Below are 22,174 nucleotides of genomic sequence, written 5' to 3'. Positions count from 1 at the left end.
CTTCTTTACATTTCTGTTCCTCTTTCTTGGCGAAGTGATCTGAAAGGCAAGCGCCATTTATAAAAAAGAGAGCACATCCGAAGCCCAACAATTCCCACAAGAAGAACATAGAGGCTGATGGGCGTTGTTGCAATGTTAAGCCCGATGAAAAGCGCGGCCATCACAGCCCACACCGCATAAATCTCATCGTGCAGTACAAGCGGCTTTCGTCTTGCAAGCAAGTCACGCACAAGTCCGCCGCCACAGCCTGTTAAAACAGCTGCTACGATAACGGCGCTAAGAGGGTGGTTCATCTCTGTTGCATAAAGCGCGCCTTGAATGGCAAATGCCGCAAGCCCAATCGCGTCCGTTAAGTTTCCCCACTTGCGCCAGTGCTTTAATAAATGATTAGGAAATAAAAAGACCAGTGTAATTGAAATAAGCGCAATGTGGAAATACATGCTTTGATCCCAAAGAGCGGAAACCGGAACGCCGATTAGCACGTTTCGGATGGCACCTCCACCAAATGCAGTGACAATCCCTAAAATATAAACACCTAAAATATCATATTCTTCTTCCATGGCGATAATCGCGCCGCTGATTGCAAACGCAATTGTTCCAATGATGCTTAACACTTCCCACGTCACGCCAAACTCAACCCCCATAAATACGAAATCATTCAAATTGTATGCCGATTTCTCTATTTATTCAAGAGGATATCGGGTAATTTAAAATAAAACCTTTAAAAATTTTGTAAACCTCCACACCTTTTTGCTATGATAGGATTGATTTAGCAATTAGGTGAATATATGAGAAGAAAGTAGGAAAAAGTTTGCATACTTTACAACGAAATGAAAAGGAAAAAACAGTACTTGTTGGTTGTCAGCTTCCAGGAGATGACGAAGTTCGCTTCGGCCATTCGTTAGATGAGCTCGAGTCGTTAACAGAAACGGCTGGTGGAGAAGTGATTTTGACACTAACGCAAAAGCGTGAACGAATCCATCCTGCTACATATATTGGAAAAGGAAAGCTTGAAGAACTGCTCGCAGCTGTTGAAGAAACAGAGCCTGAGCTTGTTGTATTCAATGATGAGCTTTCACCAAGTCAGCTTCGTAACTTAACAGACATGCTCAGCGTTCGGATTATTGACAGAACGCAGCTTATTTTAGATATCTTTGCACAGCGCGCCGCAACGAAAGAAGGACACCTGCAAGTTGAGCTTGCACAGCTCAACTATTTATTACCTCGCTTGTCAGGGCAAGGCGTGAATTTATCTCGTCTTGGAGCCGGAATCGGAACGCGCGGACCTGGGGAAACAAAGCTTGAAACAGACCGCCGTCACATTCGCGGCAGAATTCATGATTTAAAACAGCAGCTGAAAACAGTTGTAGAACACCGCAAACGCTACAGAGCGCGTCGTAAGGAAAATCAGTCGATTCAAGTGTCGCTTGTTGGCTATACAAACGCAGGGAAGTCAACGCTTTTTAACAAGTTGACAAATGCAGGGACATTTGAGGAGAACCAGCTTTTTGCAACGCTTGATCCGCTAACGCGCAAAACGCAGCTTCCATCAGGGCTTGATATTTTATTAACAGATACAGTTGGATTTATTCAAGACTTGCCAACAACGCTTGTTGCTGCTTTCCGTTCCACGCTTGAAGAAGTAACAGAAGCCGATTTTATCTTACATGTTGTTGACAGCTCAAATCCGGATTACACAACACACGAAAAAACGGTACATAAGCTGCTTGAAGAATTAAATGTTACAGACGTACCGATGTTAACCGTTTATAATAAGAAGGATGAAGTGGATCCAGAATTTATCCCGTCTACAACAGAGTCCTTATTAATCTCAGCGCTTGATGCTAAGGATATTGAAGAGCTTAAAGTAAAAACAAGCGATCTTATCAAATCCTCAATGGAGCACTACAATGTAGAGCTTTCGCCAAGCGAAGGGGAGTGGCTGTCAACCCTAAAACGCGACAGCATTTTGGAAGGTTTTCATTTTAATGAAGAAAAAGAAGTATATGAATGCAGCGGCTATATCGCAAAAACACATCCGCTGTATGAATCATTGAGGGAGCGAGAAAAGTAATATGTTAGAAAAGTTGTACGGAACAAAATTAGCACGCATTGCAGAAGAAGTAGAATCACTCATTAAGGAAAGACACGAGGAAGTAGATCTAGTTGCTCAATACAACCAGCATCGCGTGTTAAAAAGTTTCCGTGAGCACCAAATTGGCGACGTGCACTTTACGCCATCAACAGGATATGGCTATGACGATATTGGAAGAGATGCGCTTGAACGCGTTTATGCTGACGTGTTCGGAACAGATGCATCTCTTGTACGTCCGCAAATCATTTCAGGGACGCACGCCATTTCAACGGCACTATTTGGCGTGCTTCGCCCAGGGGACGAGCTTTTATATATCACAGGAAAGCCGTATGATACGCTTGAAGAAATTGTTGGCATCAGAGGCAAAGAAGGCATTGGTTCGTTAAAAGACTTTAACATTGGTTATCATGCCGTTCCGATAGGGGAAGACGGAAATGTAGATTTTGAAGCTGTAAAAGAAAGCATGAATGAACATACGAAAATGATCGGCATTCAGCGTTCAAAAGGGTATGGCATTCGTCCATCGTTTACTGTTGACCAAATTCGGGAAATGATTACTTTCGTCAAAAGCATTAATCCAGACGTTATTGTTTTTGTTGATAACTGTTACGGCGAATTTGTTGAAACAATGGAGCCTTCACACGTTGGAGCAGATCTTATGGCAGGCTCGCTTATTAAAAACCCTGGCGGAGGTTTGGCGAAAATCGGCGGCTATATTGCAGGTCGTGGTGACCTTGTTGAGCTTTGCTCATACCGTATGACAGCACCAGGACTTGGCAGTGAAGCAGGGGCATCCCTATACAGCCTTCAAGAAATGTATCAAGGCTTCTTTATGGCACCGCACACTGTTGCGCAAGCATTAAAAGGAGCGATTTTTACATCTGCACTTCTAGAACGTCTTGGCATGAATACAAGCCCAAAATGGCATGAAAGCCGCACAGATCTTATTCAATCTGTTCAGTTTGATGAGCGAGATAAAATGGTTGCCTTTTGCCAAGCCATTCAATATGCTTCACCAATTAATTCACACGTTACCCCGTACCCAAGCTATATGCCTGGCTATGAAGATGACGTGATTATGGCAGCAGGTACGTTCATCCAAGGAGCAAGCCTTGAATTAACGGCGGACGGACCGATTCGTCCTCCATTTGTAGCATATGTACAAGGCGGACTAACATATGAGCACGTCAAGATTGCGATTCTCTCCGCTGTAACGTCGTTAATCGAAAAAGAATTGTTAGCTCTGTAACGCTTTCATAAAAAAGATTTAGTCAACATATCCAAAAGAAAAATAACGTGCATTGCTTATGAAGACCCTTTGTTCTTAGCGGCTCTAGGGCTCTAGAACAAAGGGGAATAATAGCTCGTCTGAAAATTCATAAAAAATAATGTTAGAAAAACTAACATATAATTGACACAGGAATTCACATGTTCTACAATAAGGGTAGTTAAGTAAAGGAGGAACGAAATATGGGTGATAACATTCGTCGAAACATGCCTTTATTTCCAATGAGTATCGTTATGAAATTGACAGAACTTTCAGCAAGGCAAGTTCGTTACTATGAGGAACACGATCTTATTGCTCCTGCGAGAACAGAAGGAAATCGACGTCTTTTCACATTTAACGACGTTGATAAGCTTCTTGAAATCAAGGAACTAATTGAAAGAGGCGTCAATTTAGCTGGAATCAAGCAAATTTTCGAAGTTCAAAAGGAAAAAGGCAAGTATACAAAAACAGAAGTAAAGACGCCAGACCAAGAGATGAGCGAAGAAGAACTTCGCAAACTATGGCGTTCTGAAATTACGCATCAAGCGGGAAGACAAAACCGCACAGCGTTAAATCAAGGGGATATGTCACGCTTTTTCCATTAATAATGTAAGGGTTACTTCATTTTGAAGTATTCTAAATAAATTACTAGTTTTAGTTATTCAGGGGAGGATAAATGATGGCAAAGTACACAAAAGAAGACATTTTCAAAATGGCGAACGAAGAGAACGTAAAATATATCCGCTTGCAGTTTACGGATATCCTAGGAACGATCAAAAACGTTGAAATTCCTTCAAGTCAGCTTGAAAAAGCACTTGATAACAAAATGATGTTCGACGGATCTTCAATTGAAGGATTTGTTCGTATTGAAGAATCTGATATGTACTTATATCCGGATCTTGACACATGGGTAGTTTTCCCATGGACGTCTGAAAAAGGAAAAGTAGCTCGTCTTATTTGTGACATCTACAATCCAGACGGCACTCCATTCGAAGGGGACCCTCGTAACAACTTGAAGCGCATCTTAAAAGAGATGGAAGAACTAGGCTTCACAGATTTCAATCTTGGACCTGAGCCAGAATTCTTCTTATTCAAGTTAGATGAAAAGGGAGAGCCAACTCTTGAACTAAACGATAAAGGCGGATATTTTGACCTAGCACCAACAGACTTAGGTGAAAACTGCCGTCGTGATATCGTGCTTGAGCTTGAAGAAATGGGCTTTGAGGTTGAAGCATCTCACCATGAGGTTGCTCCTGGTCAGCACGAAATCGACTTCAAATATGCAAATGCCCTAAGAGCATGCGATGACATCCAAACGTTCAAGCTTGTTGTCAAAACAATCGCACGCAAACACGGACTTCATGCAACATTCATGCCAAAACCACTTTTCGGTGTTAACGGATCTGGTATGCACTGCAACTTATCTCTATTTAACAATGGAGAAAACTCATTCTTCGATAAAGACGCTGACCTTCAGCTAAGCGAAACAGCTCGTCAGTTTATCGCAGGAATTGTGAAGCACGCAACAAGCTTTACAGCTGTAACAAACCCAACAGTTAACTCATACAAACGTCTTGTACCTGGATATGAAGCACCATGTTATGTTGCTTGGTCTGCACAAAACCGCAGCCCGTTAATCCGTATCCCAGCATCACGCGGTCTTAGCACACGTGTTGAAGTACGTAGCGTTGACCCTGCAGCAAACCCATACTTAGCAATCGCTGTTATGCTTGCAGCAGGTCTTGACGGAATTAAAAACAAACTAACTCCGCCAAAACCAATCGACCGCAACATCTACGTTATGAACAAGCCAGAGCGTGAACAAGAAGGCATCTCAGACCTTCCAGCAACACTTGCTGCAGCGCTTGAAGAGCTTAAATCAAACGAAGTAATGGTTAATGCCCTAGGAAAACATCTATTCGAACACTTCATCGAAGCGAAAGAAATCGAGTGGGATATGTTCCGTACGCAAGTACATCCATGGGAACGTGACCAATATATGACGCTTTATTAAGAGATTAATAAAGTGATAGAAGCCCTTGATACGAAGAGTATCAAGGGCTTCTTTTATGGATTGCTCAATGTGTAATGACACCTTATATACATTACATACTTACTTTTGAAAGAAACTGATCGATACGCTCTTTTTGCCGTAAGTGGTGCCGGAAATGCATGTCAATTAGCTGAAAATATTCCTCTGCATTTAAATATCCCATTGCCCGGTGCTGAACTTTTTGGCTGGCCGGGATATCAGAGAGCTTTCTTTCGATCTCCCGCATTTTCTCATTGGTTTGAAGAAGTCCTTCCTTTACTTCTTCTTTTCCCGTAGGATTTGGCGGTGTGAAATCTGGTGTATCTGGACCTTTTACTCTGATTGGAGGAAACGTTCCTTCTTTGAAAATTGATTCGCCTATTTCTGTTTTTTTACCGCCATCGGAAGCATTGCCATTAGCACATTGCTCAATTGCTTTCAAATGAAGATCAAGAGTGCACTTTATTAAATGATTGTACATTTGTCCTAATGACCATTCATCCTCAGAAGGCTTCCTCGTAAACTCATCTAGCGAATAGTTACTTAACTCTTCAATATAGTATGTAACCACCTGTTCGAATCGCTTCAATATCTCTTTTGTATCCAATTGATCTCCCACTTTCTTTATAATTTTTTTCTTCTTAATACGGAGTAGTACGTTCCAACGCTAAATAAAATAACATCTTCTGCATTAACTTCGATCACCTAACAAATAATACCTTTTATTTCATTCAAGAAAATGCTCCTATACAAAAAGAAACGTGTATCATCATTTTAATTTGGTAGATTAAGTTGCCAAGAAACGCCAAACTTTTTACTAAATCCATGATTAGCTAACGGCATTAGGACTCCACCGCATCCGTTAAATTCTCATAAAGTCGATTAATTTCTTCTTCTGAATCACATGTAATAAATAAAGAAAATGAAGGTGTAAACGTAAATGTATGCTTAACATTACTATCAATGTACATAAATTCCTGACCCTTTAACGAAAAGGTGTTAAATATGAGACAAACGGAATGGAGATAAAGGAAAAGTCAGTCTGTAACGAGTCATAATTCGAGCTATTTGAAGAAATACTTGTTGAGGTCATATAGGCATGCTAATATTATTCAAAAATAAATAATTATTTATTTTTGAATTCCCACTGTTTATAAGCATTGGAGGGGATATATTTCAAAAATGAATAATTACAATAATCAATTTGAAAAGGTGTTGAACATGAAACAAACAGACTGGAACGAAAATGAATTAATTCTTAATTCTTTAAAAGATGATTTGCTCGTAACAAATCGGGATGGAATCATTGTAAGAGCCAGTAAAGGTTCAGGTGATATTTATAATGTTAATTCGGAAAAACTATTAGGTAAGTCGGTTTATGAGTTAGAATTACAAGGCTTATTCACGCCCAATGTTACGTCGATTATTTTGCGGGATAAAAAGAAAGTAACATTGGTGCAAACGACCAAACAAGGGAAGAAATTATTAGTCACCGGAATCCCTGTCAAAGATTCAAAAGGAGAAATCGTACGAGTCGTCAGCTATTCCCACGATATTACGGAGTTAATAGAAGTTAAGAAATATTTAGATTCCATGGAAGATGAAATGGGACGCGTAAAAACGGAATTGGAAATGCTCAGAAACAAACATCTGCTGACAGAAGGACTAGTGGCAAAAAGTGAAAAAATGCAAAACGTTCTTTCGACAGCTGTACAAGTTTCAAATGTTGATGTAAATGTGCTCCTCCTTGGTGAATCTGGGGTTGGAAAGTCTCATTTAGCTAAATTTATACATAATAAGAGTCCCAGAAACAACGGAGCTTTTATAGAAGTCAACTGTGGGGCTATTCCCGATCATTTGTTTGAAGCTGAATTTTTCGGCTATGAAGCAGGGGCTTTTACAGGCGCTTCGCGTAATGGAAAAGTCGGGTTGGTAGAGCTAGCTGATAGGGGAACATTATTTTTAGATGAAATAGGGGAACTTTCTCTCACACATCAAGTGAAAGTATTAAAATTCATTCAGGAGAAACAATTTTACCGAGTCGGAGGTAGAAAGTTGAGAAAGGTTGATTGCCGGCTTATCGCAGCAACGAACAAAGACTTGGAAAAAGGCGTGAGGGAAAAAGAGTTTAGGGAAGACCTTTATTTTCGTTTAAGTGTCGTTCCAATCACAATCCCTCCATTGCGCGAGCGGCCAGAAGACATTTTCCCTATCATTACCCATTTTCTTCAGCAATTCGAAAAAAAGTACAACAGAACAAAAGAGCTTGATGAAGCTGTTACTCATAGCTTATTGACACATGAATGGAAAGGAAACATCCGGGAATTAATTAATATGATTGAACGTTTAGTGGTAACTTCTCCTACCTCGTTAGTTACTGCAGAACACTTGCCGCAATCGATAAGAAATCAAGAGACACAAGGAATCTTTCAACCAGCAGACGGTCTAATGCTTAAGGATGCGTTAGAATATGTGGAAAAAGAAATGTTATTAAAAGCAAAAAAGCAAAATAGAACCACGATTGAAATTGCAAATGCTTTAGGGATCAGTCAGCCTTCAGTTGTAAGAAAATTAAAAAAATACAACATTTAATAACTCCTCTTTGGCATGAATCTTGCATTAGGAAGGGTAGGTGTTTTTTTAAAAATTCACCTACCCTACATTTGTTTAAGGAGGCCTTTTATGACTGACCCATGGAATCACTTAATGGATCATTTATCCGATCTGCTTGCTCCAAGTATGGCAAAGGATCATCCAAATCTCCCAGTTGTTAAAGCGGAAGGTTGCTATTATTACGGATTGGACGGAAGAAAATATTTAGATTTTACTTCGGGTATCGCAACAGCAAACACAGGCCACCGACACCCCAAAGTGATACATGCGATTAAAGAGGCGGCTGATCATTTGATGCACGGGCCGTCTGGAGTGATTATGTATGAGTCCATCCTTAGATTGGCAGAAGAATTAAAAACGATACTCCCTAAAGGTCTTGACTGCTTTTTCTTTGCTAATAGCGGAACAGAAGCGATCGAAGGCGCCATTAAATTAGCAAAACATGTGACGAAAAGACCTTATGTTGTTTCATTCATGGGTTGTTTTCACGGTCGCTCACTAGGTGCATTGAGCGTGACAACTTCGAAAAGTAAATATCGCAAATTTTTGCAGCCTACAGGGCTTGTTTATCAAGTTCCTTATGCCAATCCGACGGCATGTCCAGTTCATGAAGATCCGGCAGAATACTTCAAGAAAAAACTAGAAAATGACTTTGACATACTTTTTAATCACCAAGTCACCCCAGAAGAAGTCGCCTGCATGATTATTGAACCTGTACTTGGAGAAGGGGGATATATCATCCCTCCAAAAGGGTGGTTGGAAAAAATCCGGGAAGTTTGTGATCAGCATGGCATATTGTTAATCTTTGATGAGGTCCAAACGGGATTTGGAAGAACTGGGGATTGGTTTGCATCTCAAACATTTGGTGTAACCCCTGATATTATGGCCATTGCAAAAGGAATAGCATCGGGGCTGCCACTAAGCGCAACTGTTGCCTCCAAGGAACTTATGGAAAAGTGGCCAATTGGGAGCCATGGAACAACCTTTGGCGGAAACCCAATTGCTTGTTCAGCTGCACTAGCTACGATTGAAGTGTTAAAAGAAGAAAACCTGATCGCTAACTCCAAAATGATGGGCGATTATGCAACTAGGAAGCTTACCGAATTAAAAGCTCAGCATCCTATAATAGGCAGTATTCGTTCAGTTGGTCTTATGATTGGTATTGAAATCGTTGATCCAGATACAGGAGAACCAGATGGACATACACTGTTGGAGATTCTTAACAAATGCTTGGAAAAAGGAGTTTTATTCTATTTATGTGGCAACAGCGGAGAGGTCATTCGTATGATTCCCCCATTAACAGTAACGAAAAAGGAAATGGATACAGGTATCCAAGTGTTGAATGAGGCCATAATAGAAGTCGGAAAAACGGCGCACATTCAACCTACAAACTCTTGAAGCGTTAACAAGTTGGGATTCTACTCGTATGCCAGCAGTGAAACTAAAATCACGAACGAACGTTGGCAGCGATAGTTTGTGAGTGCTTTTAAAATGTGAATGGATGTCATTAAGTTAAATGGAAGGGGGCAAATTATGAATTTATTGGATACGACGGTTATGCTCATGTATTTTGCGGTTTTGATTATCGCTGGATTTATTGGCTCCATTAAGGCGAAATCTTCGGAAGACTTTATGCTTGCAGGAAGAAATTTAGGAATGTTTATGTATCTGGGATGTTTATCTGCAGTTATTCTTGGAGGAGCTTCGACCATCGGAACAGCTCAACTCGGATATGAACACGGAATTTCAGGTATTTGGTTCGTAGCGATGATCGGTTTGGGTATTATTGCTTTAGGAACAATTTTCAACAAACGGATTTCCTCAATAAAAGTTACGACCATAAGTGAACTGCTAGGAAAAAAGTACAATAAAGAAACTAGATATGTCAGTGCCTTAATTGCTACAATTTACACCTTAATGATAACCGTAACTCAAGTGATTGGTATTGGGTCCATCATCAGTGTATTGTTGGATTGGAATTTTATTCTTTCTATGCTTGTTGGGGGCAGCATTGTTTTGCTTTATACCATACTTGGAGGCATGTGGAGTGTCACATTGACGGACATTATTCAATTTGTTGTTATGACAATCGGAATATTCGTTTTTATGTTACCAATCAGCCTTTCGGAAGCTGGAGGGATGGGAAAGCTTTTTTCGGAACTTCCAGCCTCACATTTTAATTTATTATCTATCGGGATTGGAGATATCTTTCAATACTTTTTACTATTTACGTTAGGAATGGTAGTCTCTCAGGATATATGGCAACGCATCTTTACTGCTCGTTCTCCCTCCATCGCTAGGAAAGGATCGGTCTATGCTGGACTTTACAGTATTATTTATGCAATTGCTGGAAGCATTATCGGAATGTGTGCCATGGTTTTATTACCAAACATGGGAAATACTCAAAACACCTTTGCAAATTTCGCTATCGAAGTACTTCCTCCAGGGGTATTAGGGTTCGTTCTTGCAAGTGTTTGTTCAGCTTTGATGTCAACCGCATCCGGAACCTTGCTTGCATCTTCAACTCTTATTACGAATGATTTTATTAAAGTTGTATATAAAAATAAATCAGAAAAGGAAATTTTATTTATTTCTAGGATTACGACTTTATGCGTTGGTGTGGTAGCCATTACGCTTGCTATTTGGATACAAGACGTATTAGTAGCACTGGATGTCGCCTATGCGATTCTATCGGGAGCCCTTTTTGTACCCTTTGTAGCGGCGCTATTTTTGAAAAATGTCACACCAAAATCAGGGTTTTATGCCATTATCGTCAGCACTATTGTCGTCATGTCAGGGCTAATAATAGAAGGTCTTTCATCTAAAAACCCGATTATATATGGCATGGTTAGCAGCATTATCGTAATTGTTGGCTTTACATTTGTGACAGTGAATAAAAAATCTTATCAGCAAGTAAATAAATGATGCTCTACAAATTTTTAGTTCAAGGTGAAACACAGATATTGTTACAGAACATGCATGATTAATAGTCAATTATATTCATAAGGAGGACAACCATGTATAAACCTAAAGATTCATCTAAATCACCGCGTTTTTGTGGCACACGTACATTTATGAGATTAGAACCAATAAGAACAACTGAAGATGTTGATTTTATTGTTGCGGGAGTACCATTCGATACCGCAGCCTCTAATAGGACTGGTCAGCGTCTTGGACCGCAGCATATCCGAAATTTTTCAGTATTGCTACGCCCGTACAATCCTGATCAGGATATCAATATCTTCGATTATTGTTCGGGAGTCGACTACGGTGATATTGATGTCATTCCTGGCAATATTCATAGAACCTATGAAAACATTGAATCGGAACTAGACAAAATTCTTGAAAAAAGGATTACACCAATTTTAATGGGCGGCGATCATTCAATATCGCTCGGTCATTTGAGAGCATTTGCTAAAAAGTATGGCCCTGTTGCCCTTGTTCACTTTGATTCTCATGGTGATACGTGGGACAACTATTATGGGGAAAAATATATGCACGGGACGCCGTTTCGCAGAGCTGTTGAAGAAGGACTGCTTGATGTAGCTCATTCGATCCAGGTAGGGATGCGGGGACCTCTTTATGGACCAGAAGACATTGAAGATGCAAAAGATCTTGGATTTGAAGTGATTACGATGAAAGAAGTAAGGAAAATCGGTTTCGACAATGTGATGAAGCGAATTCACGAAAGGGTAGGGGACAAACCGGTGTTTGTCTCATACGATATTGATTTTCTCGACCCCGCTTATGCTCCGGGTACGGGGACACCGGAAGTTGGAGGTCCTACTAGTTATGAAGGATTAGAGTTTGTAAGAGGGTTAGATGGCCTTAACTTGGTTGGTTTTGATTTAGTCGAAGTTCTACCTTCTTACGACAGCGGCGAAATTACCGCTATTGCCGCATCTTCAATTATTTATGAAATGATTACGTTGATTGCTTTAAAGAAAAGAAACGAGCACTTACAGCAGGACGGAATATCGCAGTATTCCACTGGTCAACTATCCCGTTCCAACGACCGGTAAACGCCCAATTGATTCAACGAACCTTCAGGCACTTCACCTAATGGAAATTTTACTTATTTCTAGGAGGAGAAAAATAATGAATAATACAACTTATTTAAAGATCCCAACGTTTGAAACAGTAGCGGAAGAGCGCAGGCATCGCAAGGAACGGCTGGTTGCTGCTTTCCGTCTCTTTTCCAAATTCAGTTTCGATGAGGGGATAGCAGGTCATATTACGGTACGGGATCCAGAATATACAGATCATTTCTGGGTCAATCCGTACGGAAAACATTTCAGTCAAGTTCGCGTATCCGACCTTTTGCTTGTCAACCATAAAGGAGAAATTGTAGAAGGCGATCAGCCTCTTAATGGAGCTGCCTTTGCTATTCATTCAGAAATCCATAATGCTCGACCGGATGTAGTGGCAGCGGCACATGCTCATTCGGTATACGGAAAAACATGGTCTACATTAGGTCGATTACTCGATCCGATTACCCAGGATGCTTGTCAATTTTATAATGACCATGGGTTATTCGATGATTTTACGGGTGTAGTTTATGCGACTGAAGAGGGACAACGGATCGCAAAAGCTCTCGGTCATTATAAAGCGGTTATTTTGCGTAACCATGGATTATTAACAGTAGGACAATCCGTGGACTCCGCTGCTTGGTGGTTTATTACCATGGAACGTTCGTGCCAGGCACAGTTAATGGCTGAAGCGGCTGGAAAACCAATTCCCATTGACAAAAAACATGCAACGTTAACCGCTGAACAGACGGGAACCGAATATGAAGGATGGCTAAGCTTTCAACCTCTTTGGGAGAAACTTCAAAAGGAACAGCCTGATTTCTTGGATTAATATCAAATCTATCTGCATTCCTTTATTAACCAAGGGGGTGAAGTTATTTTTGCCTCCTCTAATTTTCCGCTATTCCTATAAGAGAGTCCCCTGTAATGGGTTAACATGCTATTTTTATTTATAGATACAACATATGAAATTGTATATTTTTTCAATTACTGATGAAACAGGGAAAGTTTATATTGTTTGTACGGTTCTGATGCAAATGGCTGGCTAGGTTATGAAGGTGAATACTTAGGAGCAGATCTCATCTTATAAGGGGAAATATAGGAAACTTCAAATAGAGAAGTTTCAACAGAAGAAGTAAGTGAGAATGAAGCTTTAAAGGTTGGCCTTAAGTAATAGAACCCCTTGATATGAAGAGTGGGACTTGGCCCCATGACGTGAGATAAATAAAAAACACCTTTTCGTTAAAAATTGGATAAAAATGACCGAACTATAGCGAAAAGGTGTTTTTTCTATGGGAACAAGAGTAAGTTATCCAGTAGAAGTGAAAGTTAACCAATTGCCTTCATTTAGAATACATTAGGAGTAATCGTTAATAATTTATAAATGGGGTAGGTTTGTATGATAAATAATGAGCAGTTTAAAAATTCTACGCTAGAGGGGGAAGAAATTAAACTAGCTTCTAGCCTTAAAATAACATTACTAGCAGGTATCCTTGTAACTGTAGGAGATGCACTTGCCACATATGCAGCCAAACTTGCTATTGACGAGGAAATAGAAGCCCAAGTTACACAACAACAAGAAACAGGTCAACAAGATGATCGGTTAAAGGCGTTAGAAAAGCAAATTCAAGATTTACATGAGAAGATCAATCAGCTGTCTAAATAAAGCTTCTAATATTAAAGGATACTTATTCGTCAGTGTCCTTTTTTATTTTATTAATCCGTATTTCTCAAACTCTTTTTCACTACCATTGAAAACATTAACATCAATAAACTTTTCTTCCCCGTCATATCCCTCTAACTTTTCTCGATCTGTATATTGCCAAAACGTCCACGTTCTCTTATCAGATAACGAAGGTTTTGTAAAAACATCTCTTATCCATATATCACACTGTTTGAAACTACCCTTAATATACAAATCATAAGCCTCTTTTGTTGTATAAAGAATAACGTGCTGTTTATAATGCGCCTCGAGTTTTTTTACCATTGTTTGAAGTTCTTTTTCGACTTTACTGCGATTTGGAGGATTCTTTTTTTTGTCCCCATAAAACTCAACATCAATAACAGGAGGCAAGGGCCCTTCCTCACGAGGAACTGTTTTAATAAAGTTTTGAGCTTGGGTTACACCAGGACTGTCAAAGCTGAAAAAGTGGTAAGCGCCAGTTCGTAATGATGTTCCTTTCGCTTCTTTCCAATTATCTTCAAAATATTGATCAACATGACTGCTTCCTTCAGTCGACTTAATGAAAGCGAAGTCCACGTCCTGCTTCGCTAATGTCTTCCAGTCGATCTCTCCTTGGTAAGCGGAGACATCAACGCCCCTCACAGGATAATCTTTTGCACCACGAGCGTTAGGAATGAAGATCCCTTGATACCATAAGAAAACGAGCAGTAGTGCTGCAACGATGATAAAAAGTAGAGGGAAAACGAACCGGTTTCGTTTTTTTGCTTTTATATCTTCAACTATTGTTTTTCACTCCAATCTATGAATTCTCTATTTACTTTCTTTTGGTCATGAATGCTAAGTAAGATATTACCACTATACTAATTTTCTTGCTATATCAATTGCTAGAATGATCCTTGCTATATTAAAATTCTCTCATTCCAAAATAAGAGAAAAACATCCATTATTATGAAAATAGTGTATAATTAAACTTAATTTTATGAAAAATGGAGGATGCTATGTTGAAAAGATTAAAAGGAAATCTTTTAATTTTTGTTCTTTTGTTGGCTTTTATCGGAGTAATGATAGCAGGACAAAAGAAAGAACAAAATGACTTGAGAGAAACAAGTGAGCGCAATGGGCAAGCAAGAATTGAAAATGTAACGACAGTAGCCACTGATCAAGGTCAGGATACCGTAACTGAGCAGCCTTACAAAAATGAGAAAGTGGATTTTAAAGGAGAAGAATTTACATACTCACCGCTTGGTTCTAGCTTAACAGCAGGCTACTATGCTTCAAAAGAAAACAAAAAGTTTGCAAGTGTGTTAAGCAATTATATCCAAGAAGAGATGAACTACAAAGTATCACTAGAAGGACATAGTGCACATGAAGCATTGCTTATGCACGGGCTTGATGCTGTTCCAGAGATTAATAAGCAAGAGCCTGATCTTGTTTCAATCGAATTTGGGACAAGCGACTGCAGTGCAAAAAACAATATTCCCCTCGATACTTTTCAAAAGCAGCTAGACCTTCTTGTTAATGATTTAACAGGAGAAGGAACTTCAAAACCTCAAGTTGTACTTCTGACAACATGGAGTGCTGGAGAACGCTGCCAAGCTTTTGATGAGGCTGTAAAAACAGTCGGGGAAGAGCATGATTTTCCTGTTGTTGATCTTTCTGAAGTTTGGGGAGACAGTTCAAATGTAGGCAGAAAAGGTGTTCAAACGTATAACGGAGTTAGCGACAATCTTTATCCAAATGATAACGGAATGGAAGTAATCGCGAATAAGATTTTTGAAGCAGTCGAAGGACCGTTAAAAGAGCGCGGATTAAAGACAACAGAAAGTTAAGCATAAGCTGTTTTGAACGATTAATCCTACATCTACGGTATTTTCAATTTCTATAATGCATCACATATCATAGAAAAAAGGTTAAGCTGTCCAAGGACAGCTTTTTTTATTTTGTTAAAAGATATTATTCTTTGAAATTAAATAAACTGTAGAAAAGGCCATCGTCTAGTCCACTTTTACTAGTACTTTCATAAGATATCATAGATTAACACAGAAGGTGGTGGAGGTAATGAGCTCAGGTGGATCTGGAAAAGGCTTTGCTTTAGTTGTTGTTCTATTCATTCTACTCATCATTGTAGGTACTGCTTATGTTGGCGGTAGCTATGGGGGTGGAAATGGCGGCGGCTACGGCGGTGGTGGCTACGGCGGCAGCTGTGGTGGCGGCGGCTTTTTCTGTTAATAAATTAGATGTTAAATACGCACGAGAACAGGCAGATTTGTCTGTTCTTGTACGTATTTACAATCTTTTATCCTTCATTTCTCATTCTCTCTTTAAACTCTTTCGGTGAACAGTTATTGTATCTTTTGAACAATTTATAAAATTGAGCCATATTAGGAATACCAACGTCATAGCCGATATTTTCAATGCTAAGATCACTTGTCATAAGTAAACGTTCTGCTTTTTTAATGCGCTTGTAATTTACATAATCAATAAATGATTTTCCCATCGTTTTCTTAAAGTACTTGATGAAATAGTGATAGCTTAAGTTTAATAGTGAACATGCTTCTTCCACGGTAATCTTGTTTTCTAAGTTGTGATCTATATAGGAGAGTACAGGCTGTAAGCGATGTAAGGCAGCCTTTTCTGTATAACTTAAAAGATTGCGTGTATCATGTCTAAGAAGTAAGAGCATAATTTGTTTAATCATTGAACTGATAGCGATTTCATAACCGTCCAACTTTGACTGAGATTCTGTGAAAATTTCCGTTATTAAAGTATGAAACTCATCTTTTACCAGCTCTTTTTCTTCAAAAATATAATTCATTACATCTAAAGGCTGAGTAAGTTCAGAGAAGCAGTAGAGATAAGGCATTGTACTTTGATCAAAGTGTTTCTGTAGGTCAATTTGGAAAACGATGTAACGCAATTTATCAGTATGAAGCTGGTGGGTGCGATGCAGTTGAGAGGCTCCAAAAATTCTAACATCCCCAGGACCAAGCACAGTATAATGGTCTTTACTTTGAATGCCTAAATAGCCTTCTATAATAGCGAGCAGTTCAACTTCTTTATGATAATGCCAGCAGTGCTCTTCTAAAGTTCTCGTATCTCTTGTTCGATTATAAATTTCCCATATTTTTAAATAAAGCAGCGGATTTTGATACACAACTTCCTCATTAACCGCTTCTAAATCCTGAACATCATTACTTTTTACTAGAGACACGCTAACCCCTCCTTTTTTAGAATATAACACATTTGGAGAGGGATGGAACAACCATTTTACGTTAGATTCCATTGAGGAAAGAAACACAATAGCACTTTTGAATATAAAGAGAGCCAGATTCAGCATATTTTTCTATGCTGATTTTTTTTATACTAATGACAAATCAATAAGAGAGGGGTTGTCGTAATGGTGAGAGTTACAGTATGGAATGAAAATCGCCATGAACAGAAAAATCCGGTTGTAAAGGAAATTTATCCTGAAGGAATTCATGGCACAATTGCAGCGTTTTTAGAAGAAGGGGGATTCCCTACTAGAACAGCAACATTAGACCAAGAGGAACACGGTCTCACAGAGGAAGTCTTACAGGAAACGGATGTTTTAGTATGGTGGGGACATCTAGCACATGATGAAGTGAAAGATGAAATCGTTGAAAAAGTAAAAGAGCGTGTACTAGATGGAATGGGACTCATTGTTCTCCATTCAGGTCATTTCTCTAAAATCTTTAAAACATTAATGGGCACAAGCTGCGACTTAAAATGGCGTGAAGAGGATGACAAAGAGCGCTTATGGGTAGTAGAGCCTAGCCATCCGATTGCAGAAGGAATCTCTGAATTTATTGAGCTCGAGCGTGAAGAAATGTATGGAGAACATTTTGATATTCCAGCACCAGATGAGCTTATTTTCACAAGCTGGTTTGAAGGTGGAGAAGTATTTAGAAGCGGATGTACATATAAACGCGGGAATGGAAAAGTGTTTTACTTTAGACCAGGACACGAAACATACCCAACTTACTACAATAAAGAAATTCAGCGTGTGATTAAAAACGCTGTCCAGTGGGCAAAGCCAGTTGACCGAAAAAGACCAGTATATGGGAACGCAAAACCGCTTGAACGTATCGCAATCAAAAAATAAGGAAGATGAAAGGGGACTAAAATTATGGAAAAAATAAGAGTAGGCGTTATCGGATGTGGAAGTATTGCTCAGCACCGTCATTTACCTGAATATGGGATGAACAAAAGAGTAGAGATTGTAGCTGTCTGTGACAAAAATGAAGAGCGTGCCGTTAGAGTTGCAAATGAATATGGAGCGAAATCCTATACGGATTACAAAGAGCTAATTGAAAGCGGAACTGTTGATGCTGTAAGCGTTTGTACACCAAACTATTTACACGCAGAAATCTCAATATATGCTTTAAATCAAGGTCTTCATGTTCTATGCGAAAAACCGATGGCAACTTCTGTAGAAGAAGCAGAAGAAATGATCGAAGCAGGGAAAAGAAGCGGTAAAAAACTGATGATTGGTCATAATCAGCGCTTTGTTTCTTCTCATCAAAAAGCGCGCGAGCTTATTAAAAATGGTGAAATTGGGCGCGTTTATAGTTTTCGAACAACATTTGGACACGGTGGCCCAGCTCAATGGAGCGTAGAGGGAAAAGAAAGTTGGTTCTTTAAAAAAGAGGAAGCTATCATTGGAGCGATGGGTGATCTCGGCGTTCATAAAACAGATTTGCTTCGCTATCTTTTAGATGAAGAATTCACAGAAGTTGGAGCATTTGTTGAAGAGAATGCAAAGGACTATGGAGATACAGATGATAATGCTGTATGTGTATTAAAAACAAAGAGCGGCATTATTGGCACGCTCGCTGCAAGCTGGGCTTACATGGGGAAAGAAGACAACTCAACGATTATTTACGGTGAAAAAGCCATTCTACGCCTAGAAGAAGACCCAACATACTCCCTAATTGTTCAATATGCAAATGGAGAAGTTGTCAATTACCAGTTAGGAAAAATCCAGACAAACGATGAAGGCGGCCAACGTAATACTGGCGTTATTGACGAATTTATTCATTGTATTGTAGAAGATGTGGTATCACCTGTTCCAGGAGAAGAAGGATTAAAGTCACTTTCTGTTGTTCTCGCTGCCCTAAAATCAAGTCGAACAAAGAAGATTACAGAGATATAAGAGGTGAAGGGTTTGAAAATAGGCATAATTGGTGCAGGAGGAATTGCGGTTAATAGGCATATTCCGGCATTTAAAGCGCTAGGTGATAAATGTACAATTTGGGGACTAACTGACATTAACAGTGAAAGAGCTACAGAAGTAGCAAACGAGCATAACATCCCTCACGTCTTTATCGATTACAGAGATTTATTAAAAGAAGTTGATGCTGTCTGTATTTGTACACCAAATAAGTTTCATGCCGAATTTGCGATTGAAGCATTAAATAGCGGTGTTCATGTGCTTTGTGAAAAGCCAATGGCTCTCTCTCAAAAACAGTGTGAAGACATGATCGGAGCATCCAAAAAGTCAGGAAAGAAGCTTGCCATTGCTTATCATTACCGCTTTATGAAAGAAGCGCAGGCAGCGAAGAAGATGATGTCAGAAGTAGGAACTCCGCTTGTAGCCCGCGTCCGAGCAATGCGCCGTCGCAAAGTTCCAGGGTGGGGCGTATTTACGAACAAGGACTTGCAAGGAGGAGGAAGCTTAATTGATTATGGCTGCCATCTACTTGATTTAGCTCTTTGGCTTATGGGAAATCCAAAGCATACGGCTGTTAATGGAAGCGTATACAATGAGCTTAGTAAAACACCAAATGGGCTAAATGAGTGGGGAACGTTTGATCATCAAACATTTGATGTTGATGATCATGTTACAGCTTACCTTAAGTTTGAGAACGGCGCTTCACTGCTTTTAGAGGCGTCATGGGCAGCAAATATTAAAAATGATGAAGAACATGTTAGCATCTCAGGGGTTGATGGAGGATTAAACGTGTTTCCATTTGAACTCTACACCTCTAAAAACGGAATGTTACTAAACAGCACTTCTCCTTGGATCCAAGGAGAAGACGATCATAGCTTGAGTCAGGCTAAAAATTTCATTGAGGCATGCAGGGGAGAAGCAGAGCTCGTAGTGAAACCCGAAGAAGCTCTACAAGTCTCAGCGATTATTGATGAAATCTATCAAAAAAGCACAGTGGAGGTAAGATAACATGAAGCTTGGCGTATTTACGGTACTGTTTGCTCATCTCTCATTCGAAGAGATGCTTGATAAAGTAAAAGAAGCGGGACTTCATGCTGTTGAGATTGGAACAGGAAATTATCCGGGAAATCATCATTGTCCATTAGATGAACTGCTCGAAGATGAAGCGAAAAGAAGAGACTATCTTGAAAAAGTAAGAGAGCGTAATCTTATCATCAGTGCGTTCAGCTGTCATGGCAACCCGATTTCACCAGAGAAAGAATTTGCACAAGAGTCCGATGAAACGCTTCGTAAAACTATTAAACTAGCATCTTTACTAGATGTTCCAGTTGTTAACTGCTTTTCGGGAACGGCGGGCGACCATGAAGAAGCGAAATATCCGAACTGGCCTGTTACGCCTTGGCCAAATGAATATGGAGACGTCTTAAAGTGGCAATGGGAAAACAAGCTGATTCCATACTGGAAAGAAGTTGGAGCATATGCTGAAGAACATGGAGTGAAAATTGGCTTAGAGCTTCACGGCGGGTTTTTAGTTCATACTCCATATACATTACTAAAGTTACGTGAGGAAACGAACAAAGCGATTGGAGCCAACTTGGATCCTAGTCACCTTTGGTGGCAAGGAATTGATCCTATAGCGGCGATTAAAATTCTCGCAAAAGAAAATGCGATCCACCATTTCCACGCTAAAGACACGTATTTAGATCAAGATAACATCAATATGTATGGCTTAACAGACATGCAGCCATATGGTGAAGTTCAGACACGAGCTTGGACGTTCAGATCTGTTGGGTGTGGGCATGATGTAAAAGAATGGTCAGATATGATGAGTGCCTTACGGACGTATGGATATGATTATGTTGTGAGCATTGAACATGAAGATCCGATTATGTCTGTTGAAGAAGGATTTAAACGAGCTGTTACAAACTTACAAAGCGTCTTGATTGAAGAAACACCTTCTGAAATGTGGTGGGCATAGGGGAACATTCCCCTATGGCTCCATTAAAGTGCGAAAGGAGGAACGACAGATGAAGCGAGTTCTAGTAGGAATGTCAGCTTTGATTTGCACCTTTCTTTTAGCAGGGTGCGGCAGTAGTGGGGCGAAGGAAGACGATGTCGTACACTTAGAGTTCTTTTCAAACAAATCAGAAAGCATTGGTACATATGAAGAGATGATTGAGAAGTTTGAAAAGGAGCATCCGAATATTGATGTCTCTCTTTATGCTCCCCCAGAGGCTGAGACTGTTTTGAGAACGCGTCTTGTTAAAAATGATCTGCCAGACATTGTCTCTCTAGGTGGTAATGCTCTTTATAGTGAATTAGCTCAAGCTGGTATTTTGACAAACTATGAAAATAGTTCTTTACTAAACGGAATTCAGCCAGCCTACATTGAGATGCTAGAAGAGTTGGAAGGATCAGAAACAAAAGGAATTCACGGTATTCCATATGCGGCAAACGCAAATGCGGTTATTTATAACAAGGATAAAATGAAAGAGCTAGGTGCAGAAGTGCCCGAAACATGGGATGAATTTATCGCCCTGTTAGAAAAAGCGCAAGACGCGGGAGAAATCCCCATTTACTTCACGTTAAAAGATGCGTGGACAGGGTTAATTCCATGGAATGCTGTTGGCGGAAACTTACAACCTGATTCTTTCGCAGAGAAAAAGTCTAAAGGAGAAGTAAGTTTTGAAAGCGATTATGAAGAAATAGCTCAGAAGACGAAGCAACTATTAAACTACGGCCATAAGCACATGTACGGAATGGCTTATAACGAGGGGAATAATGCTTTCGCAAATGAGCAAGGTCTATTTTATCTGCAAGGGAACTGGGCGATTCCTGAGTTGCTCAAAGTAAATCCCGAAGCAAATCTAGGTGTGTTCCCTCTTCCAGTAAGCAACAATCCGGAAGAAAATGAACTTGTTTCAGGGGTTGATGTCCTTCTTTCAACATTAAAAGACTCAAAGCATTCGAAAGAAGCAGAGATGTTCCTTGAATTTATGACAGAAGAAGCTCAATCAAAACAATACATGGAAGAGCAATTTGCTTTTTCAGTACTCGAGGGACTATATCCTAGCGATCCTATGCTAGAGGGTTTTCGAGAAAACTTTGAAAGTGGAAAGATTACAAGCTTCCCAGATCACTATTATCCAGTAGGAATGGGTGCTGAGAATTTAATTCAGGAGTTTTATTACCGCAAAAATGTCGAGGCCTTTCTAAAGAAAATGGACGATGAATGGGACAAAATTGAACGTAGACGATAAGGGG

At 39.7% G+C, this 22,174-nt stretch carries 21 protein-coding genes and 1 pseudogene; 17 read left to right on the top strand and 5 right to left on the bottom strand.

The genetic code is table 11. The features are described from left to right. Positions 1-5: 5 nt before the first annotated feature. Positions 6-626 (bottom strand): trimeric intracellular cation channel family protein, encoded by a 621-nt coding sequence (locus BM012_RS00200; RefSeq protein ID WP_061801618.1) that lies wholly within the window; start codon positions 624-626, stop codon positions 6-8. Between the two features lie 185 nt (positions 627-811). Here BM012_RS00200 and hflX point away from each other — a divergent pair, with 185 nt between their 5' ends. The 4 genes from hflX (at position 812) to glnA (ending at position 5,376) form a co-directional block, all read left to right on the top strand. After that, positions 812-2,074: a GTPase HflX gene (hflX, locus tag BM012_RS00195; RefSeq protein WP_061801617.1), complete on the top strand. Its 1,263-nt coding sequence runs from the start codon at positions 812-814 to the stop codon at positions 2,072-2,074. A 1-nt stretch (position 2,075) separates the two neighbouring features. Then, positions 2,076-3,344, top strand: a complete 1,269-nt coding sequence (locus tag BM012_RS00190) for a methionine gamma-lyase family protein (RefSeq protein WP_061801616.1) — start codon at positions 2,076-2,078, stop codon at positions 3,342-3,344. Positions 3,345-3,565: 221 nt separating this feature from the next. After that, the gene (locus BM012_RS00185; protein WP_019391935.1) at positions 3,566-3,967 is read left to right on the top strand and encodes a MerR family transcriptional regulator; all 402 of its coding nucleotides are present in this window, start codon (positions 3,566-3,568) and stop codon (positions 3,965-3,967) included. Between the two features lie 74 nt (positions 3,968-4,041). Next, a complete protein-coding gene (gene glnA, locus BM012_RS00180; protein ID WP_061801615.1) occupies positions 4,042-5,376 on the top strand; it encodes a type I glutamate--ammonia ligase in 1,335 nt (444 codons plus the stop codon). Between the two features lie 91 nt (positions 5,377-5,467). Here glnA and BM012_RS00175 read toward each other — a convergent pair whose 3' ends face one another. Then, entirely contained in the window at positions 5,468-6,001 is a 534-nt protein-coding gene (locus BM012_RS00175) for a DinB family protein (protein WP_061801614.1), read from the bottom strand. A 167-nt stretch (positions 6,002-6,168) separates the two neighbouring features. After that, positions 6,169-6,392 (bottom strand): annotated as a pseudogene (locus BM012_RS00170) (VOC family protein); the annotation flags it as partial. A 184-nt stretch (positions 6,393-6,576) separates the two neighbouring features. Here BM012_RS00170 and BM012_RS00165 point away from each other — a divergent pair. From BM012_RS00165 to BM012_RS00140, 6 genes are all read left to right on the top strand, one after another. Then, positions 6,577-7,986: a sigma-54 interaction domain-containing protein gene (locus tag BM012_RS00165; RefSeq protein ID WP_407719599.1), complete on the top strand. Its 1,410-nt coding sequence runs from the start codon at positions 6,577-6,579 to the stop codon at positions 7,984-7,986. 90 nt (positions 7,987-8,076) lie between these two features. Beyond that, complete coding sequence (locus BM012_RS00160; protein WP_061801613.1) at positions 8,077-9,405, top strand: aspartate aminotransferase family protein; 1,329 nt, start codon at positions 8,077-8,079, stop codon at positions 9,403-9,405. A 135-nt stretch (positions 9,406-9,540) separates the two neighbouring features. Next, positions 9,541-10,932, top strand: a complete 1,392-nt coding sequence (locus BM012_RS00155) for a sodium:solute symporter family protein (RefSeq protein WP_082802452.1) — start codon at positions 9,541-9,543, stop codon at positions 10,930-10,932. Positions 10,933-11,024: 92 nt separating this feature from the next. Further along, positions 11,025-12,029, top strand: coding sequence for an agmatinase (speB, locus tag BM012_RS00150; RefSeq protein WP_061801611.1), 1,005 nt, complete (start codon positions 11,025-11,027; stop codon positions 12,027-12,029). Between the two features lie 40 nt (positions 12,030-12,069). Further along, entirely contained in the window at positions 12,070-12,867 is a 798-nt protein-coding gene (locus BM012_RS00145; RefSeq protein ID WP_321169996.1) for a class II aldolase/adducin family protein, read from the top strand. A gap of 567 nt (positions 12,868-13,434) precedes the next feature. Further along, on the top strand, positions 13,435-13,701 hold the full coding sequence (locus tag BM012_RS00140; RefSeq protein WP_061801609.1) for a hypothetical protein: 267 nt from the start codon (positions 13,435-13,437) through the stop codon (positions 13,699-13,701). Between the two features lie 42 nt (positions 13,702-13,743). On the opposite strand, the gene BM012_RS00135 is transcribed toward BM012_RS00140, so the two are convergent. Then, positions 13,744-14,445 carry a glycoside hydrolase family 25 protein gene (locus BM012_RS00135; protein ID WP_061801608.1) on the bottom strand — a complete coding sequence of 234 codons (702 nt, stop codon included), beginning with the start codon at positions 14,443-14,445 and terminating at the stop codon, positions 13,744-13,746. Positions 14,446-14,720: 275 nt separating this feature from the next. Between BM012_RS00135 and BM012_RS00130 the strand changes: the two genes are divergently transcribed. Further along, on the top strand, positions 14,721-15,548 hold the full coding sequence (locus BM012_RS00130) for an SGNH/GDSL hydrolase family protein (protein WP_161939266.1): 828 nt from the start codon (positions 14,721-14,723) through the stop codon (positions 15,546-15,548). A gap of 229 nt (positions 15,549-15,777) precedes the next feature. Further along, positions 15,778-15,948: a YjcZ family sporulation protein gene (locus BM012_RS00125; protein WP_074842745.1), complete on the top strand. Its 171-nt coding sequence runs from the start codon at positions 15,778-15,780 to the stop codon at positions 15,946-15,948. A gap of 67 nt (positions 15,949-16,015) precedes the next feature. Here the strand turns inward: BM012_RS00125 and BM012_RS00120 are convergent, their stop codons facing one another. After that, the gene (locus BM012_RS00120) at positions 16,016-16,930 is read right to left on the bottom strand and encodes a helix-turn-helix domain-containing protein (RefSeq protein ID WP_061801606.1); all 915 of its coding nucleotides are present in this window, start codon (positions 16,928-16,930) and stop codon (positions 16,016-16,018) included. A gap of 186 nt (positions 16,931-17,116) precedes the next feature. Between BM012_RS00120 and BM012_RS00115 the strand changes: the two genes are divergently transcribed. Genes BM012_RS00115 through BM012_RS00095 form a run of 5 tightly spaced genes read left to right on the top strand, consistent with a single transcriptional unit; the run spans position 17,117 to position 22,170 of the window. Next, the gene (locus tag BM012_RS00115) at positions 17,117-17,842 is read left to right on the top strand and encodes a ThuA domain-containing protein (protein ID WP_061801605.1); all 726 of its coding nucleotides are present in this window, start codon (positions 17,117-17,119) and stop codon (positions 17,840-17,842) included. Positions 17,843-17,866: 24 nt separating this feature from the next. Then, positions 17,867-18,892 carry a Gfo/Idh/MocA family protein gene (locus BM012_RS00110; RefSeq protein ID WP_061801604.1) on the top strand — a complete coding sequence of 342 codons (1,026 nt, stop codon included), beginning with the start codon at positions 17,867-17,869 and terminating at the stop codon, positions 18,890-18,892. Positions 18,893-18,904: 12 nt separating this feature from the next. Then, positions 18,905-19,918, top strand: coding sequence for a Gfo/Idh/MocA family protein (locus BM012_RS00105; protein WP_061801603.1), 1,014 nt, complete (start codon positions 18,905-18,907; stop codon positions 19,916-19,918). A gap of 1 nt (position 19,919) precedes the next feature. Beyond that, complete coding sequence (locus BM012_RS00100; protein ID WP_061801602.1) at positions 19,920-20,888, top strand: sugar phosphate isomerase/epimerase family protein; 969 nt, start codon at positions 19,920-19,922, stop codon at positions 20,886-20,888. Positions 20,889-20,937: 49 nt separating this feature from the next. Continuing rightward, a complete protein-coding gene (locus BM012_RS00095) occupies positions 20,938-22,170 on the top strand; it encodes an ABC transporter substrate-binding protein (protein WP_061801601.1) in 1,233 nt (410 codons plus the stop codon). Positions 22,171-22,174: the final 4 nt, after the last annotated feature.

Source organism: Priestia endophytica DSM 13796, from assembly GCF_900115845.1.
GTDB classification, from domain to species: Bacteria; Bacillota; Bacilli; order Bacillales; family Bacillaceae_H; genus Bacillus_I; species Bacillus_I endophytica.
This window is presented reverse-complemented; position numbering and strand designations above follow the sequence as displayed.

Bases quoted from the DNA above. Each gene is read 5' to 3' on its own strand.
- BM012_RS00100 (WP_061801602.1), top strand. From the start codon at position 19,920: ATGAAGCTTGGCGTATTTACGGTACTGTTTGCTCATCTCTCATTCGAA.
- BM012_RS00155 (WP_082802452.1), top strand. From the start codon at position 9,541: ATGAATTTATTGGATACGACGGTTATGCTCATGTATTTTGCGGTTTTG.
- BM012_RS00115 (WP_061801605.1), top strand. From the start codon at position 17,117: ATGGTGAGAGTTACAGTATGGAATGAAAATCGCCATGAACAGAAAAAT.
- BM012_RS00190 (WP_061801616.1), top strand. From the start codon at position 2,076: ATGTTAGAAAAGTTGTACGGAACAAAATTAGCACGCATTGCAGAAGAA.
- BM012_RS00145 (WP_321169996.1), top strand. From the start codon at position 12,070: ATGGAAATTTTACTTATTTCTAGGAGGAGAAAAATAATGAATAATACA.
- BM012_RS00160 (WP_061801613.1), top strand. From the start codon at position 8,077: ATGACTGACCCATGGAATCACTTAATGGATCATTTATCCGATCTGCTT.
- BM012_RS00110 (WP_061801604.1), top strand. From the start codon at position 17,867: ATGGAAAAAATAAGAGTAGGCGTTATCGGATGTGGAAGTATTGCTCAG.
- speB (WP_061801611.1), top strand. From the start codon at position 11,025: ATGTATAAACCTAAAGATTCATCTAAATCACCGCGTTTTTGTGGCACA.
- BM012_RS00125 (WP_074842745.1), top strand. From the start codon at position 15,778: ATGAGCTCAGGTGGATCTGGAAAAGGCTTTGCTTTAGTTGTTGTTCTA.
- BM012_RS00140 (WP_061801609.1), top strand. From the start codon at position 13,435: ATGATAAATAATGAGCAGTTTAAAAATTCTACGCTAGAGGGGGAAGAA.
- BM012_RS00095 (WP_061801601.1), top strand. From the start codon at position 20,938: ATGAAGCGAGTTCTAGTAGGAATGTCAGCTTTGATTTGCACCTTTCTT.
- BM012_RS00185 (WP_019391935.1), top strand. From the start codon at position 3,566: ATGGGTGATAACATTCGTCGAAACATGCCTTTATTTCCAATGAGTATC.
- glnA (WP_061801615.1), top strand. From the start codon at position 4,042: ATGGCAAAGTACACAAAAGAAGACATTTTCAAAATGGCGAACGAAGAG.
- BM012_RS00165 (WP_407719599.1), top strand. From the start codon at position 6,577: ATGAATAATTACAATAATCAATTTGAAAAGGTGTTGAACATGAAACAA.